Source organism: Streptococcus oralis (assembly GCF_001579525.1).
GTDB lineage: Bacteria > Bacillota > Bacilli > Lactobacillales > Streptococcaceae > Streptococcus > Streptococcus oralis_M.
Genome location: NZ_LQZC01000011.1, coordinates 267,553 through 285,677, shown reverse-complemented (window position 1 = coordinate 285,677; position 18,125 = coordinate 267,553). Strand labels below are relative to the sequence as shown.

Here is an 18,125-nt window from a genome sequence, read left to right as displayed (position 1 = left end):
ATGAAAAAACTTAGCTTCCTTTTGGCAAGTCTTGTGACAGTATTCTTAGTAGCTTGTTCCAATCAAAAACAGGCAGATGGGAAATTAAATATCGTGACAACCTTTTACCCTGTCTACGAATTTACCAAGCAAGTCGCGGGAGATACCGCAAATGTAGAACTTCTAATCGGTGCTGGGACAGAACCCCACGACTACGAACCTTCCGCCAAGGCAGTTGCCAAAATCCAAGACGCAGATGCCTTTGTCTATGAAAATGAAAACATGGAAACTTGGGTTCCAAAATTGCTAGAATCCTTGGATAAGAAAAAGGTGAAAACCATCAAGGCAACAGGTGATATGCTCCTCTTGCCAGGTGGTGAGGAAGAAGAGGAAGGTCATGATCACGGTGATGAAGGTCACCATCATGACTACGATCCCCATGTATGGCTCTCACCAGCACGTGCTATCAAACTGGTAGAGAATATCCGTGATAGTTTGTCAGCAGATTATCCTGATAAAAAAGAGGTTTTTGAAAAGAATGCCGCTGCCTATATTGAAAAGTTACAAGCCTTGGACAAGTCCTATACAGATGGCTTGTCTCAAGCTAAACAAAAAAGTTTCGTGACCCAGCACGCAGCCTTCCGATACTTGGCTTTGGACTACGGTCTCAAGCAAGTATCAATCTCAGGTCTTTCACCAGACGCAGAACCATCAGCAGCTCGTTTAGCAGAGTTGACAGAGTATATCAAGAAAAACAAGATTTCTTATATCTACTTTGAAGAGAATGCCTCTCAAGCCCTTGCCAATACCCTTTCCAAAGAAACGGGTGTCAAACTAGATGTGCTCAATCCGTTGGAAAGTCTGACAGAAGAAGCAACCAAGGCTGGTGAGGACTATATCTCTATCATGGAGAAAAACCTCAAGGCTCTCAAGCAGACAACAGATCAAGAAGGACCGGAAATTGAGCCAGAGAAGGAAGAAAACACCAAGACAGTTCATAACGGTTACTTTGAGGATGCAGATGTCAAGGACCGCGCCTTGAGTGACTATGTTGGCAACTGGCAATCAGTTTATCCTTTCCTTGAGGATGGGACCTTCGATCAAGTTTTTGATTACAAGGCTAAGTTGACTGGCAAGATGACCAAAGACGAGTACAAGGCCTACTATACAAAAGGGTATCAGACAGATGTGACTAAGATCAACATCACGGACAATACCATGGAGTTTGTTCAAGGTGGACAAAGTAAGAAATTCACTTACAAGTATGTCGGCAAGAAAATCTTGACTTATAAGAAAGGCAATCGTGGCGTGCGTTTCCTCTTTGAAGCGACAGATGCAGATGCTGGACAATTCAAGTATGTTCAGTTTAGCGACCACAATATCGCTCCAGTCAAGGCAGAACATTTCCATATCTTCTTTGGGGGCACCAGTCAAGAAGCTCTCTTTGATGAGATGGATAACTGGCCAACCTACTATCCAGATAAGCTATCTGGTCAAGAAATCGCCCAAGAAATGTTGGCGCATTGATGCAAGAGAAAATCCCGCAAATCTGCGGGATTTTTTGCTAGAAACGATTATCTGAGTAGGCTATGGGCGTTATAGTATCACAGATGTACTGTTCACAATGTGATAAAGAAGTCATTATCTATTGGCTGATTCTCACTAGCTGAAGAATGTAAAAGCTACGATTGTACAAATTATAGAATCTTTTCAGGGGATTTAGGAAGAAATCTTAGTCATATTGACGCTACTATCGTTTTTTGTTATAGTCAAGGAGAGAGCAGTCCGGAACAATAGTTTATTCACAGTCTGTGGATAAGTATAGGGGAAAATAATATATAATCCAGGGCGATGAAGCATCCTGATAATAGTTCCGTACATTAGTAACTTGCTAGAGAGCTAGCAGAAACCCTAGTACAGAGCTATTTGACAAAGGTCTGTTTAGATTTACAGGTCCAAAGTCTAAGAGCGGGAGTCTGAAGAAATTAGTTTTTAGGTATGTTTTCTTATCCACAAGTTGTGGATAACTTTGTGAACAAGAGAAAGAGATTTGAGATGATGACGAAAATAAAACCACATGAGCCATTACCAAGTCAGGCTCAGCTAGCTTATTTAGAGGATGAACTAGCTGCCTTTATCCATTTTGGCCCCAATACCTTTTATGACCAAGAATGGGGAAGTGGGCAAGAGGATACCAAGCGTTTTAACCCGACCAAGTTGGATGCGCGTGAATGGGTTCGAGTGCTCAAAGAAACAGGTTTTAAAAAGCTGATTTTGGTGGTTAAGCACCACGATGGTTTTGTGCTTTACCCGACAGCCCACACAGATTATTCGGTCAAGGCTAGCCCTTGGAGGGATGGAAAGGGGGACTTGCTCCTTGAGGTTTCCCAAGCTGCGACTGAGTTTGATATGGATATGGGAGTGTATTTGTCTCCTTGGGATGCTCACAGTCCCCTCTATCACGTGGACCGAGAAGCGGACTACAATGCCTACTATCTGGCTCAATTGAAGGAAATTTTATCAAATCCTGCCTATGGGAATGTCGGTAAGTTCACTGAGGTGTGGATGGATGGTGCTCGAGGCGAAGGGGCCCAGAAAGTCAACTATGAGTTTGAGACTTGGTTTGAAACCATTCGTGACTTGCAGGGCGATTGTTTGATTTTCTCAACTGAAGGGACCAGTATTCGCTGGATTGGAAATGAACGAGGCTATGCAGGGGATCCCTTGTGGCAAAAAGTCAAGCCAGACCAGTTGGGGACAGAGGCGGAATTAGATTATCTACAGCACGGAGACCCCTCTGGGACGCTATTTTCAATCGGGGAGGCAGATGTTTCTCTTCGGCCAGGCTGGTTTTACCATGAGGATCAGGATCCTAAGTCTCTGGAGGAGTTGGTCGAAATCTACTTTCACTCGGTAGGGCGGGGAACTCCACTCTTGCTTAATATCCCACCGAACCAAGATGGCCTCTTTGATGAAAAGGATATCCAGCGTCTCTATGAATTTGCTGCCTACCGTGACGAGCTATATAAAGAAGATTTGGCTTTGGGAGCCACGGTATCTGGCCCTGCTCTATCACCAGACTTTGCTTGTCATCATCTGACAGATGAACTGGAGGCTAGTTCTTGGGCAAGTGATGCAGAGTTGCCAATACAATTAGAGCTCGATTTAGGGGCACTTAAAACTTTTGATGTGATTGAGTTAAGAGAAGATTTGAAGCTGGGGCAACGCATCGCTGCTTTCCATGTTCAAGTAGAGTTGAATGGTACCTGGCAGGAGTTTGGCTCTGGTTATACTGTTGGCTACAAACGTCTCTTACGAGGATCAGTCGTTGAGGCGCAGAAGATACGTGTGACCATTACAGAGACACAGGCTTTGCCTTTGTTGACCAAGATTTCACTCTATAAAACACCTACCTTGCCGAAAAAAGAAGTCGTTCAGCAACTAGAGTTTTCAGAAAAAAGTTTGGCTGTGACCAAGGGAGAAAATGTCCACTTTACAGTGAAGCGCATAGAATCTAGCAGTCCTTTAGAAGCTAAGATTTCGATTCAACCAGGGACGGGTGTGCATGGTGTCGTTTATCGGGACGAGATTCAAGTCCTTGCGTTTCAAGTTGGTGAAACTGAAAAAAGGCTAACGCTACCAACCTTGTATTTTGCAGGAGATAAAAGCTTAGATTTTTATCTGAATTTGACGGTAGATGGGCAGCTGGTTGACCAGCTTCAGGTCCAAGTTTCATAAAAGAAGAACCTTTGCATCGTGCAAAGGTTCTTTTGGTTAGGAGTGATTTGGTAGCCAGCTGAGGGTGAAGGTCAGTTGCTCAGCTTTCAAGAGGTCTTGGTGTTGGATGCTAGATACTATGGTCTGGTCCAATCGGCATTCTTTGACAAAGTTGAAATGGCTGTGGTTTTGCTCGGCATGGATATCCAGCCATTTATTTTCCTTAGCTAGGTAGATACGGAGATGGTCAAAGAGAGGGATTCCGAGGTCGTAGCTGGATTTGCCTGGACAGGTCGGGTAGAATCCAAGAGCTGACCAGATGTGCCAAGCAGAGAGACTGCCATTATCCTCATCGCCAGGATAGGCTTGCCAGCTTGGGTGAAAGGCTTCTTGACGCAAGGTCTTGATGAGTAGAGCAGTGTAGTCAGGGTAGTCACTGTAGCGGAAGAGATAAGGGATGTGGAAGCTCGGCTGGTTGGAAATGGCGATTTGCCCAAAAGGAGCGGTAGCCATCTCGCTCATCTCGTGAATCTCGTAACCATAGCCAGTGGTTTCAAAGAGGGGAGCACCCTGACAGGCTTTCAAAAGATAGTGGCTGAAGGCTTCTTTTCCGCCCATAAGCTGGATTAAGCCTGGGATGTCATGGAGGACGCCTAAAGTCGCTTGAATGGCAGAGCATTCGGCATAATCGCGTCCCCAACTATAAGGGGAGAAGTCAGGGCGGAAGTTGCCTTGGCTATCTCGCGCACGCATGTAACCCGTCGCAGCGTCAAATAGATGGCAGTAATTTTGTGACGAAGTTCTATAAGTTTCCGCGATGTCATTCTGACCTAGTTTTTCGGCACAGCTGGCGATGCAAAAATCACTATAGGCGTAGTCTAGGGTGTGGCTGACGCTTTCGTGGTGGTCGGTAGAGAGGTAGCCAAGTTCTTGGTATTGGGCTAGTCCGTGGCGGCCATTGATGCCGAGAGGGTCGGATTTGGTGGCTGTTTCAAGCATGGCTTGGAGGAGTTCTTCTTCCAAGTCGGGGGCCATATCCTTGCAGGCGCTATCTGCGATAACGCCATCTAGCAGGGTACCAGGCATCATGCCACGTTCATCTGGGGCCAGCCATTTTGGCAGGAAACCAGTATCGCGGTAGCTATTGAGAAAGCCTTCTAAAAAGAGACGATAGTGTTCCGGTATAAGAAGGGCAAAAAGGGGGAAGGTGGTGCGGAAGGTATCCCAGAAGCCATTGTTGCTAAAGAGGACGCCGGGTTTGACAGTACCAGTAGCCAGATCCATGTGGATGGCTTGTCCTGACTCGTTCACTTCATAAAAAGTCTGCGGGAAGAGGAAGAGTCTGTAGAGGCAGTGGTCAAAGAAGGTCCGATCAGCCTCTCCTGTCTCTAGCACATCAAAACGATGGAGGAGATTTTCCCAGTCCGCTTTCGCACTTGCTTTACAGCTATCAAAGTCCGTCTGAGGTAGATTAAGCAGAGCTTGAGAAGACGAGATGAAAGAAGTGGCTAGATGGATTTCGGCTTGACTACTTGCTAAGTCAATTCGCCAGTCCCCGTCTTCTTGGCTGATAGCAAGAATATCTGTATTCATTTGTAGGGCAGTAAACAGTATCAGCGGATTTTTGTTGGTCTCAGTTTTGCCTTCTTGTCGTAGGGAAAGAATTCGCTTATCTACTTGCTTGACTGTCAAGTCATCTGCTGCATGAAGATAGAGGGAGAGGGCTTTGCCTTGCTTTTGCTCCAAGCGAATAGATGAACCATAGCAAGTCGGTGTCAGTTGGGTTTCAATCTGATAGCGCAGGGAGAAAATCTTCAGATAGTGAGGTTGGAAAGAGGCTTTTTCTATATCATAAGAAGACTGGCGGTGAAAGAGGCTGTCTCCCCCAATCTGGCCTGTAACAGGTGTCAGAAGGAGCCAAGAGTAATCTCCAATCCAAGGACTGGGTTGATGGGTCAAACGAATCCCCTGAAAAATAGGCAGATGCGGATCGAAAAACCAAGCTCCCTCTTGGTCACTGGTCTGAGGCACAAAATAATTCATCCCGAAAGGGACGCCTGTGTAAGGCAGGGTATTTCCCCGAGAGAAGGCATGCTTGCTAGCAGTGCCAAAGCGGGTATCAATGGTTTCAAGTAGTGGTTTCATAAAATAACTTTCTGTTAACGTTTTTGTATACAGTATAACACAAAAATAAAGGAAGACAGCTAAAAGCTAAAATAAGTGCATAAATATCTAAATAAGATTTACAAACATACCCTTTTTTGTTAGAATAAGGCTAAGAAAGGAGATTATTATGAGTGAATTTGAAAAGAATCCTGCCAATGACGAATCGGTAGAAAAGGTGACGGAGCAGACTCCCGAACTGACAGAAACAATTGAACAAGGTCACAAAGAAGAGCAGCCTAAAATTGAGGTAGCGTCGAAAAGTGATCAAGTGGTAGAACCGAAGCAAGAAGGAATCAGCCTTCAAACCTTATTGAAAACAAAGCGTAAGGAAATCATTGCCGTGCTTGCTATTGTTGCGCTTGCTATTGTCGCTTTCGTTGGCTACAACATTTATGACTCACAACCAAAGAGTATTATAGACGAAGTAAAGGTTCAATTTTCGGGATATGAAGAAACTGGGAAGTTGACTTATAACAGCGAAGAAATCGCATCTAAAATTGAAGAATTGTCTTATCGGAAGGCTGGATTTAACAATAATCAAGCGAAAGCTTTGGTCCAAAAGGATCCAGTCACTTTTTCAGAAGTTACTAGAGATCCAAAATTAGCGTCAAAATATAGTATGGCAGACGCGTTGATTAGAAGTGTCCAATTTAGCTTTGATAAAACAAGTGACCTAAAAAATGGAGATGAGATTACTTTCAGCGTTGTGACTACTTCTAAGAGTGCGCCAGTTAAGGCTGAAAAGAAAACCTTCAAAGTTGAAAATCTTAAAGAATACGAAAAGGTTTCAGCTTCTGATTTGTTGACTGAAACACCGGTGATATTCACTGGGCTTAATGGTTCTGGTACTATTACAATCACAAAAAATTCTAAGGATGAAGCCTACTTTGATTTTGAAAATGGGGAACGTCCAAGAAGTTTGAAAAATGGTGACAAAGTCACTTTGAAAGTGAAAGACGCAAGTATTGATTCTTTGAAAGCAGAAGGAAAAGTGATAGACTCTAAAACTGTAGAAGTGACAGTTGAAGGCCTAAAAGATGCAAAAGATGTGAAGAATTTAACTGATGTATTGAAGAAAAACGATGCATACAGCAAGGACGCAAATAAGAATAGTACTTACGAAACCTATACTATAGAACCTCAGGGTAGTTACGTTGCTATCACTACAGGAATAGCAAATACGTCGAGTGCTAACATTGATATAATTACGGTGTATAAAGTAACGCGTAAAGGTAGTTTATTTACAAATGTTAGTTACAAGTACTATGGCTTCGGTGGTTACGAATTAAAAGATGACAAATTAGTCGCTAAGAAGGGTATAAGTCCAATCGATGGTGGAGGGCTAGAAGATTTTGAAGTGTTAAAGGAAGAACTTCAAAGAAAAGAGTATCATTTGATAGAGATTCAAAAAGACGAAAAGAAAAGTGAATAAAAAGTTGGGCTTGCCCAACTTTTTTTCATAAGTTTGTTTCAAAACGCCTTTAGTTTGTGTATATCTTTTGGAGGCGTTTTTTTTTATACTGAACATGAAACTTGTTTGAAAGAGGGAACTGCACGATGATTTATTCGAAAGAAATTGTTAGAGAATGGCTAGACGAAATAGCGGAGCGGGCCAAGGACCATCCGGAGTGGGTGGATGTCTTTGAGCGTTGTTACACCGACACCTTGGACAATACGGTCGAGATTCTAGAAGATGGTTCAACCTTTGTATTAACAGGGGATATCCCTGCCATGTGGCTTCGGGATTCGACTGCCCAACTCAGACCCTATCTTCATGTGGCTAAAAGAGATCCTCTCTTGCGTCAGACCATTGCAGGTTTGGTCAAGCGTCAGATGACCTTAGTGCTCAAGGATCCTTATGCCAACTCTTTTAACATTGAGGAGAGCTGGAAGGGTCACCATGAGACTGACCACACAGACCTTAATGGCTGGATTTGGGAGCGTAAGTATGAGGTGGACTCCCTTTGCTATCCTTTGCAGTTGGCTTATCTCCTTTGGAAAGAGACTGGCGAAACCAGTCAGTTTGATGAAACTTTTGTCACAGCAACCAAGGAAATCCTTCATCTCTGGACGGTGGAACAAGACCACAACAGCTCACCATATCGTTTTGTTCGGGATACCGACCGTAAGGAAGACACTTTGGTAAATGATGGCTTTGGACCTGACTTTGCAGTGACAGGTATGACTTGGTCAGCCTTCCGTCCGAGTGATGACTGCTGTCAATATAGTTATTTGATTCCGTCCAATATGTTTGCCGTAGTCGTCTTGGGTTATGTCCAAGAAATCTTTGCTACATTGGAACTAGATGATGGCGAGAGTATTATTGCTGACGCTAAGCGTCTCCAGGCTGAAATCCAAGAAGGCATCGAAAATTACGCCTACACAACTAATAGCAAGGGTGAAAAGATTTACGCCTTTGAAGTGGATGGCCTAGGAAATGCTAGTATCATGGATGATCCAAACGTACCAAGTTTGTTGGCGGCGCCTTATCTGGGTTATTGCGACATTGAAGACGAAGTGTATCAAGCCACACGCAGCACCATTCTAAGCCCTGAAAATCCATACTTCTACCAAGGTAAACATGCTAGTGGTCTCGGAAGTTCCCATACCTTCTATCGCTATATCTGGCCAATCGCCCTTTCTATCCAAGGTTTGACAACAAGAGATAAGGCAGAGAAAAAATTCTTGCTGGATCAGCTGGTTGCTTGCGATGGTGGCACAGGTGTTATGCACGAAAGCTTCCACGTGGACGACCCAACGCTTTACTCACGTGAATGGTTCTCTTGGGCCAACATGATGTTCTGTGAGTTAGTCTTGGATTATCTGGATATCCGTTAAGGAGCTCGCTTTAGTTTCACCGATTCGTGTCAGAATCACACCTTTACATTTAAAACGTTAAAATTTAAATTTAGAATGAGGTTTTACTTCATGGAAAATGTTGTTGTACATATTATCTCACATAGTCACTGGGACCGTGAGTGGTACTTACCTTTTGAAAGCCACCGGATGCAGTTGGTGGAATTATTTGATAATCTTTTTGACCTTTTTGAAAATGACCCTGAGTTCAAGAGTTTCCACTTGGATGGCCAAACGATTGTCCTTGATGACTATTTGGAAATTCGCCCTGAAAATCGAGACAAAGTCCAAGGTTACATTGACGAAGGCAAACTCAAAATTGGTCCCTTTTACATCTTGCAGGATGATTACTTGATTTCAAGTGAAGCCAACGTCCGCAATACCTTGATTGGTCAAGCAGAATGTGCAAAATGGGGCAAATCCACTCAGATTGGTTACTTCCCAGATACCTTTGGAAATATGGGACAAGCTCCTCAAATCCTTCAGAAATCAGGCATTCACGTGGCAGCCTTTGGGCGTGGTGTGAAGCCGATTGGATTTGACAACCAAGTTCTCGAAGATGAGCAGTTTACTTCCCAGTTTTCAGAAATGTACTGGCAGGGTGCGGACGGAAGCCGCGTCCTCGGTATCCTCTTTGCCAACTGGTACAGTAACGGGAATGAAATCCCAGTTGATAAGGACGAGGCCCTAACTTTCTGGAAACAAAAATTGTCAGACGTGCGTGACTACGCTTCGACCAACCAATGGTTGATGATGAACGGATGTGACCACCAGCCTGTACAGCGCAATCTGAGTGAAGCCATTCGTGTGGCTAATGAACTCTTCCCAGATGTGACCTTTGTGCATAGTTCATTTGACGACTATGTCCATGCAGTAGAAAGTGCTCTACCGGAGCAGTTATCAACGGTTACAGGTGAGTTGACAAGTCAGGAAACAGATGGTTGGTACACACTTGCCAACACTTCTTCATCACGCATTTACCTCAAACAAGCCTTCCAAGAAAATAGCAACTTGCTAGAACAAGTGGTGGAGCCATTGACCGTCATCACTGGCGGCCACAACCATAAGGATCAGTTGACCTATGCTTGGAAAGTCCTTCTACAAAATGCGCCACATGATAGTATCTGTGGCTGTAGTATTGACGAAGTTCACCGTGAGATGGAAACACGTTTTGCCAAGGTCAACCAAGTCGGAAACTTCGTTAAGAGCAACCTTCTCAACGAGTGGAAGGGTAAAATTGCAACCCACGAAGCTCAAAGCGACCATCTCTTTACCGTCATTAACACAGGCTTACATGATAAGGTTGATACTGTCAGCACAGTGATTGATGTGGCGACTTGCGATTTCAAGGAATTGCACCCAACAGAAGGCTACAAAAAAATGGCAGCCTTGACCTTGCCAAACTACCGTGTCGAAGACTTGGAAGGCCATGCTGTAGAAGCGAAAATCGAAGATATGGGAGCTAACTTTGAGTATGATTTGCCCAAAGACAAGTTCCGTCAGGCTCGTATCGCTCGACAAGTGCGCGTGACAGTGCCTGTTCATCTAGCACCACTTTCTTGGACCACCTTCCAATTGCTTGAAGGAGAACAAGAACATCGGGACGGTATTTACCAAAATGGAGTGATTGATACGCCATTTGTAACGGTAAGTGTGGATGAAAACATCACGGTCTACGACAAGACAACTCATGAAGCTTATGAAGATGTTATTCGCTTTGAAGACCGTGGGGACATCGGAAACGAGTATATCTACTTCCAACCAAAAGGAACAGAGCCTATCTATGCAGAGCTGAAAGGCTATGAAGTCTTGGAAAATACAGCTCGTTTTGCCAAGATCTTGCTCAAGCATGAATTGACAATTCCAGTAAGTGCAGATGAAAAACTGGATGCAGAACAAAGAGGTATCATCGAGTTTATGACGCGTGAAGCTGGGCGCTCAGAAGAGTTGACAACCCTACCTCTGGAAACAGAGATGACCGTCTTTGTTGATAATCCACAAATTCGTTTCAAGACTCGCTTTACCAATACTGCTAAGGACCACCGTATCCGTCTCTTGGTTAAGACTCATAACACACGTCCAAGCAATGACTCTGAAAGCATCTATGAGGTGGTGACACGACCAAATAAACCAGCTGCTTCTTGGGAAAATCCTGAAAATCCACAACACCAACAAGCCTTTGTCAGCCTTTATGATGATGAAAAAGGAGTGACGGTGGCTAATAAAGGACTGCACGAGTATGAAATCCTTGGAGACGATACCATTGCAGTGACCATCCTTCGTGCCTCAGGTGAGCTAGGTGACTGGGGTTACTTCCCGACACCAGAGGCTCAGTGCTTGCGTGAGTTTGAAGTCGAGTTTGCTCTCGAATGCCACCAAGCACAAGAACGCTTCTCAGCCTTCCGTCGTGCTAAAGCCTTCCAAACACCATTCACTAGTCTTCAAGTTGCTAAACAAGAAGGAAGTGTGGCAGCGACTGGTAGTCTCTTGAGTCATGTGGCACTCAGCTTACCACAAGTTTGCCCAACAGCCTTTAAAGTGGCGGAAAATGAAGAAGGATATGTACTCCGTTACTACAATATGAGTCAAGAAAATGTGCGCATTTCAGAACACCAACAAACCATTCTTGACTTACTTGAGCGACCATATCCAGTTCATTCAGGACTATTGGCTCCACAAGAAATTCGTACAGAATTGATTAAAAAAGAAGAAATCTAATAGTTATAAAGTGTTCTATAACGAATACTATGAGATAGAAAGGAGGGGCGAAAGAGTAAGGATTAACTACTGATTCGTCCCTTTTTTGGTGAAAATATGACGATTGCAACCATTGATATCGGAGGGACTGGGATTAAGTTTGCCAGTCTGACTCCTGATGGAAAAATACTAGATAAGACAAGTATCCCAACACCAGAAAGCTTGGAAGATTTACTGACTTGGCTAGACAAACGTCTGTCAGAACAGGACTATCGTGGGATTGCCATGAGTGTTCCAGGAGCGGTCAATCAAGAAACAGGTGTGATTGAGGGAATCAGTGCCGTACCTTACATCCATGGCTTTTCTTGGTATGAAGCTCTTGCTCATCATCAACTCCCTGTCCATCTAGAAAATGATGCCAACTGTGTTGGACTTAGTGAACTGCTGGCTCATCCAGAGATTGAAAATGCAGCCTGTGTCGTGATTGGGACAGGGATTGGTGGGGCTATGATTATCAATGGCAAACTTCACCGTGGTCGCCACGGCTTAGGTGGTGAGTTTGGCTATATGACAACCATTGAACCAGCTGAAAAACTCAACAACTGGTCGCTACTAGCCTCTACAGGAAACATGGTTCGCTACGTAATTGAAAAATCTGGTCAGACTGACTGGGATGGTCGCAAGATTTACCAAGAAGCTGCAGCAGGCAATGCCCTTTGCCAAGAAGCCATTGAACGTATGAACCGTAATCTGGCTCAAGGCTTGCTCAATATCCAGTACCTCATCGACCCAGATGTCATTAGTCTGGGAGGATCTATCAGCCAGAACCCAGACTTTATCCAAGGTGTCAAGAAGGCTGTCGATAACTTTGTCGAGACCTATGAAGAATACACGGTCGCACCAGTTATCCAGGCCTGCACCTATCACGCAGATGCCAATCTCTATGGTGCCCTTGTCAACTGGCTGCAGGAGGAAAATCAATGGTAATTTTTACAGGACTTAGTCCCAAACAAGAGCAAGCATTAGAGTTGCTTAAAAAGCATATTTCGCTAGCAGATGTAGAGGTAGTAGTCGCTCAGTCTGACCAAGCCTCGATCTCTATCAAGGGTGAAGGTGGACATTATCAACTAACCTATCGCAAACCTCACCAACTCTATCGCGCCTTGTCCTTGTTGGCAACAGCTCTAGCAGAAGGTGACAAAGTAGAGATTGAAGAGAAGGCAGCTTATGAAGAGTTGGCCTATATGGCAGACTGTTCTCGAAATGCAGTTTTGAATGTCGCTTCTGCCAAGCAGATGATTGAGGTCTTGGCTCTCATGGGCTACTCAACATTTGAGCTTTATATGGAAGACACCTACCAGATTGAGGGGCAACCTTATTTTGGTTACTTCCGTGGAGCTTATTCAGCTGAAGAGTTACAGGAAATCGAAGCCTACGCCCAGCAGTTTGACATGACCTTTGTGCCTTGCATCCAGACCTTGGCCCACTTGTCAGCCTTTGTCAAATGGGGTGTTAAGGAAGTGCAAGAACTCCGTGATGTGGAGGACATTCTCCTTATTGGCGAAGAAAAGGTTTATGACCTGATTGATGGCATGTTTGCCACTCTATCTAAACTGCAGACTCGCAAGGTCAATATCGGGATGGACGAAGCCCATTTGGTTGGTTTGGGGCGCTACCTCATTTTGAACGGTGTTGTGGACCGTAGTCTCCTCATGTGCCAACACTTGGAGCGCGTATTAGATATTGCTGACAAGTATGGTTTCCATTGTCAGATGTGGAGCGATATGTTCTTTAAACTCATGTCAGCGGATGGCCAGTACGATCGCGATGTGGAGATTCCTAAGGAAACTCGTGTCTACCTAGATCGTCTCAAAGACCGTGTAACCTTGGTTTACTGGGACTATTATCAGGATAGTGAGGAAAAATACAACCGTAATTTCCGCAACCATCACAAGATTAGTCATGACCTTGCCTTTGCAGGTGGTGCTTGGAAGTGGATCGGTTTCACACCCAACAACCATTTCAGCCGTCTTATTGCTCTTGAAGCCAACAAAGCCTGTCGTGCTAACGACATCACAGAAGTCATTGTAACGGGTTGGGGGGACAATGGTGGGGAAACTGCCCAGTTTTCTATTCTACCAAGTCTGCAAATCTGGGCAGAACTCAGCTACCGCAATAACCTCGACCGTTTGTCTGCCCACTTCAAGACCAATACAGGTCTATCAGTTGAGGAATTCATGCAGATCGACCTAGCCAACCTCTTGCCAGAGCTGCCAGATAATCTCAGTGGTATCAATCCCAACCGCTATGTCTTTTATCAGGATGTTCTCTGTCCGATTCTTGACAGACACATGACACCTGAACAGGACAAACCACACTTCGCTCAGGCAGCTGAGACGCTTGTTGCTATCAAAGAAAAAGCAGGAAATTATGCTTATCTCTTTGAAACTCAGGCCCAGTTGAACCAGATTTTAAGCAGTAAAGTGGATGTGGGACGACGCATTCGTCAGGCCTACCAAGTAAACGATAAAGAAAGTCTGAGAAAAATCGCAAGACAAGAATTACCAAAACTTAGAAGCGAGATTGAAAACTTCCATGCCCTCTTTAGCCACCAATGGTTGAAAGAAAACAAGGTCTTTGGTTTGGATACGGTTGATATTCGTATGGGCGGACTCTTGCAACGCATCAAGCGAGCAGAAAGCCGTATCGAAGCCTATCTGTCTGATCAGATTGACCGCATCGACGAGCTAGAAGTTGAAATCCTACCATTTACTGACTTCTACGTAGACAAGGATTTCGCAGCAACTACAGCCAATCAGTGGCATACTATTGCGACCGCATCGACGATTTATACGACTTAATACTCTTCGAAAATCTCTTCAAACCACGTCAGCTTCGCCTTGCCGTATAGATGTTACTGACTTCGTCAGTTTTATCTGCAACCTCAAAGCAGTGCTTTGAGCAGCTTGCGGCTAGCTTCCTAGTTTGCTATTTGATTTTCATTGAGTATAAAAACAAGAACAGTGTCCCTTGTTCAGAGTGTTTCTCGTGAAACCTATTTTTTATAAAAAACTTCTCCACATAAAATAATTTGTGGAGTTTTTTCTATAATTAGTAGTTTAACCTAGCCTTCAAATAGGAGTATACTAATAATGTAATCGTTATCAAACCTAAAAATTCGATGAAATCAGTTTTTAGGAATAAAAAGGGAGGAAATTATGAAAAAGTTTTCAAAGACCTTGAGAGATAACTGGATCTTTCTCTTGATGGTTTTACCAGGGGCACTCTGGTTGATTCTATTCTTTTACATTCCAGTATTTGGGAATGTGGTTGCCTTTAAAGACTACCATATGACCAGTAATGGTTTCATAGATAGTATTGTGAATAGTAAATGGGTCGGGTTAGATAATTTCAGATTCTTGTTTAGTTCAAAAGATGCCTTTATCATCACTCGTAATACCGTTCTCTACAATCTCGGCTTTATCTTTATCGGTTTGATTGTATCAGTAGGGATTGCCATTATCCTCAGCGAGCTCCGCTCTAAGAGAATGGTTAAGATTTTCCAAACGTCTATGTTGTTCCCTTACTTCTTGTCATGGGTTATCATCAGTTTCTTTACAGATGCCTTCCTAAACATTGACAAAGGGGTCTTCAACCATTTCCTAACATCCATTGGCATGAAGGAAGTCAACTTCTATGCTGACTTAGGCATTTGGCCATACCTTCTCCTTTTCCTAGGTATTTGGAAAGGCTTTGGATATAGCAGTGTCATGTACTATGCGACGATCATGGGGATTGATCCAACCTACTACGAAGCAGCAACAGTGGACGGGGCTAGCAAGTGGCAACGCATTCGCAACGTAACCATTCCTCAGTTGACTCCACTTGTGACAGTTTTGACTATCCTTGCAGTCGGAAATATCTTCCGTGCAGACTTTGGTCTCTTCTATCAAATCCCACACAATGCTGGTCAGCTTTACAATGTAACCAACGTTTTGGACGTATATGTCTTTAATGGTTTGACTCAGACAGCAGATATCGGTATGGCTTCAGCAGCCGGTCTTTACCAATCCGTTGTCGGTTTGATTCTGGTTATCCTATCAAACTTGCTTGCAAGACGAGTCGATCCAAACTCAGCTTTGTTCTAGAAAGGAGGAGAATATGGCAGAAAAGAAAATTAAAAAAGAAAAAATCGATAATGTCGGCATTCACTCCTTCAGTAAGAAAGCAGATATCTTCTTTAGTATTATCTCTGGTTTGATCGCTCTTTCTTGTATCTTGCCCTTTATCTTCGTTATCATCATTTCGGTGACAGATGAAAAGAGCATCCTCCAGTATGGATATAGCTTTTTCCCTTCGAAATTTGGTGTAGATGGATTCCAGTTCCTAGCTCAGTTTAAAGATAAGATCCTCCAAGCGCTCTTTATCTCAGTTTTTGTAACCGTAGTCGGAACAGTGACCAACGTCTTCATTACAACCACTTATGCCTATGCCATCTCACGGACAACCTTTAAGTACCGCAGATTCTTTACGATCTTCGCTCTTCTTAGTATGTTGTTCAATGCTGGTTTGGTACCAGGCTATATCGTGGTCACTCGCCTGCTTCAACTGGGTGATACCGTTTGGGCCTTGATTGTTCCAATGCTTCTCTCACCATTCAACATCATCTTGATGCGTTCCTTCTTCAAGAAGACCATTCCAGAAGCTATTCTCGAATCTGCTCGTATCGATGGTGCCAGTGAAGCTCGGATCTTCTTCCAGATTTGTTTGCCCTTGTCACTTCCAGGTATCGCAACCATCACGCTTTTGACAGCTCTTGGTTTCTGGAACGACTGGTTCAACGCCCTTCTTTACATAAAGAGTGATAACTTGTATCCATTGCAATATTTGCTTATGCAAATCCAACAAAATATGGACTACATCGCCAAAGCAGTCGGCCTATCTGGTCAACTGGGAGTCGCTCTTCCAAAAGAAACAGGTCGTATGGCCATGGTTGTTGTTGCAACCCTTCCAATCGCGATTCTCTATCCATTCTTCCAACGCTACTTTGTTAAAGGGTTGACAATCGGTGGTGTGAAGGAATAGCACTTGCTGAGAAATACCGTTTCTCTCTTCCCAACTTCATCTTAGTGATTGAAGTAAAAATCATTAAATCGTTTATAAGTTTAAAAATAAAAAAGGAGTTTTTATCATGAAAAACTGGAAAAAATATGCTTTTGCATCTGCTAGCGTAGTCGCTTTGGCTGCAAGTCTTGCTGCTTGTGGAAACCTTACAGGTAACAACAAAAAAGCTGCTGACGCTGCTTCAAGTGAAAAACCTGTTCTTAAAATGTACCAAATCGGTGACAAGCCAGATAACTTGGATGAATTGCTAGAAAATGCAAACAAAATCATCGAAGAAAAAGTTGGTGCTAAATTGGATATCCAATACCTTGGATGGGGTGACTACAGCAAGAAAATGTCTGTTATCACATCATCTGGTGAAAACTATGATATCGCCTTTGCAGATAACTATGTTGTAAATGCTCAAAAAGGTGCTTATGCTGACTTGACAGAATTGTACAAAAAAGAAGGAGCAGAGCTTTACAAAGCACTTGACCCAGCTTACATCAAAGGGAACACTGTAAACGGTAAGATCTATGCTGTTCCAGTTGCAGCCAACGTTGCATCATCTCAAAACTTTGCCTTCAACGGCGCTCTTCTTGAAAAATATGGTATTGACATTTCAGGTGTTACTTCATACGAAACACTTGAACCAGTCTTGAAACAAATCAAAGAAAAAGCTCCAGATGTAGTACCATTTGCGGTTACGAAGAACTTTATCCCATCTGATAACTTTGACTACCCAGTACCAAACGGACTTCCATTTGTTATCGACCTTGAAGGAGACACTACTAAGATCGTAAACCGTTACGAAGTGCCTCGTTTCAAAGAACACTTGAAGACTCTTCACAAATTCTATGAAGAAGGATACATTCCAAAAGACGTAGCAACAAGTGATACTTCATTTGACCTTCAACAAGATACTTGGTTCGTTCGTGAAGAAACGGTAGGGCCAGCTGACTACGGTAACAGCTTGCTCTCACGTGTTGCTAACAAAGATATCCAAATCAAACCAATCACTAACTTTATCAAGAAAAACCAAACAACACAAGTTGCTAACTTTGTCATCTCAAACAACTCTAAGAACAAAGAAAAATCAATGGAAGTGTTGAACCTCTTGAACACGAACCCAGAACTCTTGAACGGTCTTGTTTACGGTCCAGAAGGCAAGAACTGGGAAAAAGTTGAAGGTAAAGAAAACCGTGTCCGCGTCCTTGATGCCTACAAAGGAAACACTCACATGTCAGGTTGGAACACTGGTAACAACTGGATTCTTTACATCAACGAAAACGTTACAGACCAACAAATCGAAGATTCTAAGAAACAATTGGCAGAAGCTAAAGAATCTCCAGCACTTGGATTCATCTTTAACACTGACAGTGTCAAATCTGAAATCTCAGCAATTTCTAACACAATGCAACAATTCGATACAGCTATCAACACTGGTACTGTAGACCCAGATAAAGCAATCCCAGAATTGATGGAAAAATTGAAATCTGAAGGTGCCTACGAAAAAGTATTGAACGAAATGCAAAAACAATACGACGAATTCTTGAAAAACAAAAAATCATAAGATTGATTGATTTCGTGTATTCATTCCTAATTCC

11 protein-coding genes are annotated in these 18,125 nt (G+C 43.4%); 10 read left to right on the top strand and 1 reads right to left on the bottom strand.

The window, feature by feature from the left end:
- Both SORDD25_RS08085 and SORDD25_RS08080 read left to right on the top strand, forming a co-directional pair.
- Positions 1-1,506 carry a zinc ABC transporter substrate-binding protein AdcA gene (locus SORDD25_RS08085; RefSeq protein WP_061853287.1) on the top strand — a complete coding sequence of 502 codons (1,506 nt, stop codon included), beginning with the start codon at positions 1-3 and terminating at the stop codon, positions 1,504-1,506.
- Between the two features lie 531 nt (positions 1,507-2,037).
- Complete coding sequence (locus SORDD25_RS08080) at positions 2,038-3,717, top strand: alpha-L-fucosidase (protein ID WP_061853367.1); 1,680 nt, start codon at positions 2,038-2,040, stop codon at positions 3,715-3,717.
- 36 nt (positions 3,718-3,753) lie between these two features.
- Here the strand turns inward: SORDD25_RS08080 and SORDD25_RS08075 are convergent, their stop codons facing one another.
- Complete coding sequence (locus SORDD25_RS08075; protein WP_061853286.1) at positions 3,754-5,841, bottom strand: GH92 family glycosyl hydrolase; 2,088 nt, start codon at positions 5,839-5,841, stop codon at positions 3,754-3,756.
- 148 nt (positions 5,842-5,989) lie between these two features.
- On the opposite strand from SORDD25_RS08075, the gene SORDD25_RS08070 reads away from it, so the two are divergent.
- From SORDD25_RS08070 to SORDD25_RS08030, 8 genes are all read left to right on the top strand, one after another.
- Entirely contained in the window at positions 5,990-7,294 is a 1,305-nt protein-coding gene (locus SORDD25_RS08070; protein ID WP_061853285.1) for a hypothetical protein, read from the top strand.
- 125 nt (positions 7,295-7,419) lie between these two features.
- A complete protein-coding gene (locus tag SORDD25_RS08065) occupies positions 7,420-8,700 on the top strand; it encodes a glycoside hydrolase family 125 protein (protein WP_061853284.1) in 1,281 nt (426 codons plus the stop codon).
- A gap of 90 nt (positions 8,701-8,790) precedes the next feature.
- A complete protein-coding gene (locus SORDD25_RS08060; RefSeq protein ID WP_061853283.1) occupies positions 8,791-11,436 on the top strand; it encodes an alpha-mannosidase in 2,646 nt (881 codons plus the stop codon).
- 96 nt (positions 11,437-11,532) lie between these two features.
- Entirely contained in the window at positions 11,533-12,402 is an 870-nt protein-coding gene (locus SORDD25_RS08055) for an ROK family protein (protein ID WP_061853282.1), read from the top strand.
- Positions 12,396-14,276 carry a beta-N-acetylhexosaminidase gene (locus SORDD25_RS08050; protein ID WP_061853281.1) on the top strand — a complete coding sequence of 627 codons (1,881 nt, stop codon included), beginning with the start codon at positions 12,396-12,398 and terminating at the stop codon, positions 14,274-14,276. The genes SORDD25_RS08055 and SORDD25_RS08050 overlap by 7 nt, the downstream gene beginning before the upstream one ends.
- Before the next feature lie 357 nt (positions 14,277-14,633).
- On the top strand, positions 14,634-15,563 hold the full coding sequence (locus tag SORDD25_RS08040; protein ID WP_000714584.1) for an ABC transporter permease: 930 nt from the start codon (positions 14,634-14,636) through the stop codon (positions 15,561-15,563).
- 13 nt (positions 15,564-15,576) lie between these two features.
- Positions 15,577-16,500, top strand: coding sequence for a carbohydrate ABC transporter permease (locus SORDD25_RS08035; protein WP_000818344.1), 924 nt, complete (start codon positions 15,577-15,579; stop codon positions 16,498-16,500).
- A gap of 106 nt (positions 16,501-16,606) precedes the next feature.
- Positions 16,607-18,091 carry an ABC transporter substrate-binding protein gene (locus SORDD25_RS08030; protein ID WP_061853280.1) on the top strand — a complete coding sequence of 495 codons (1,485 nt, stop codon included), beginning with the start codon at positions 16,607-16,609 and terminating at the stop codon, positions 18,089-18,091.
- Positions 18,092-18,125 lie beyond the last annotated feature (34 nt).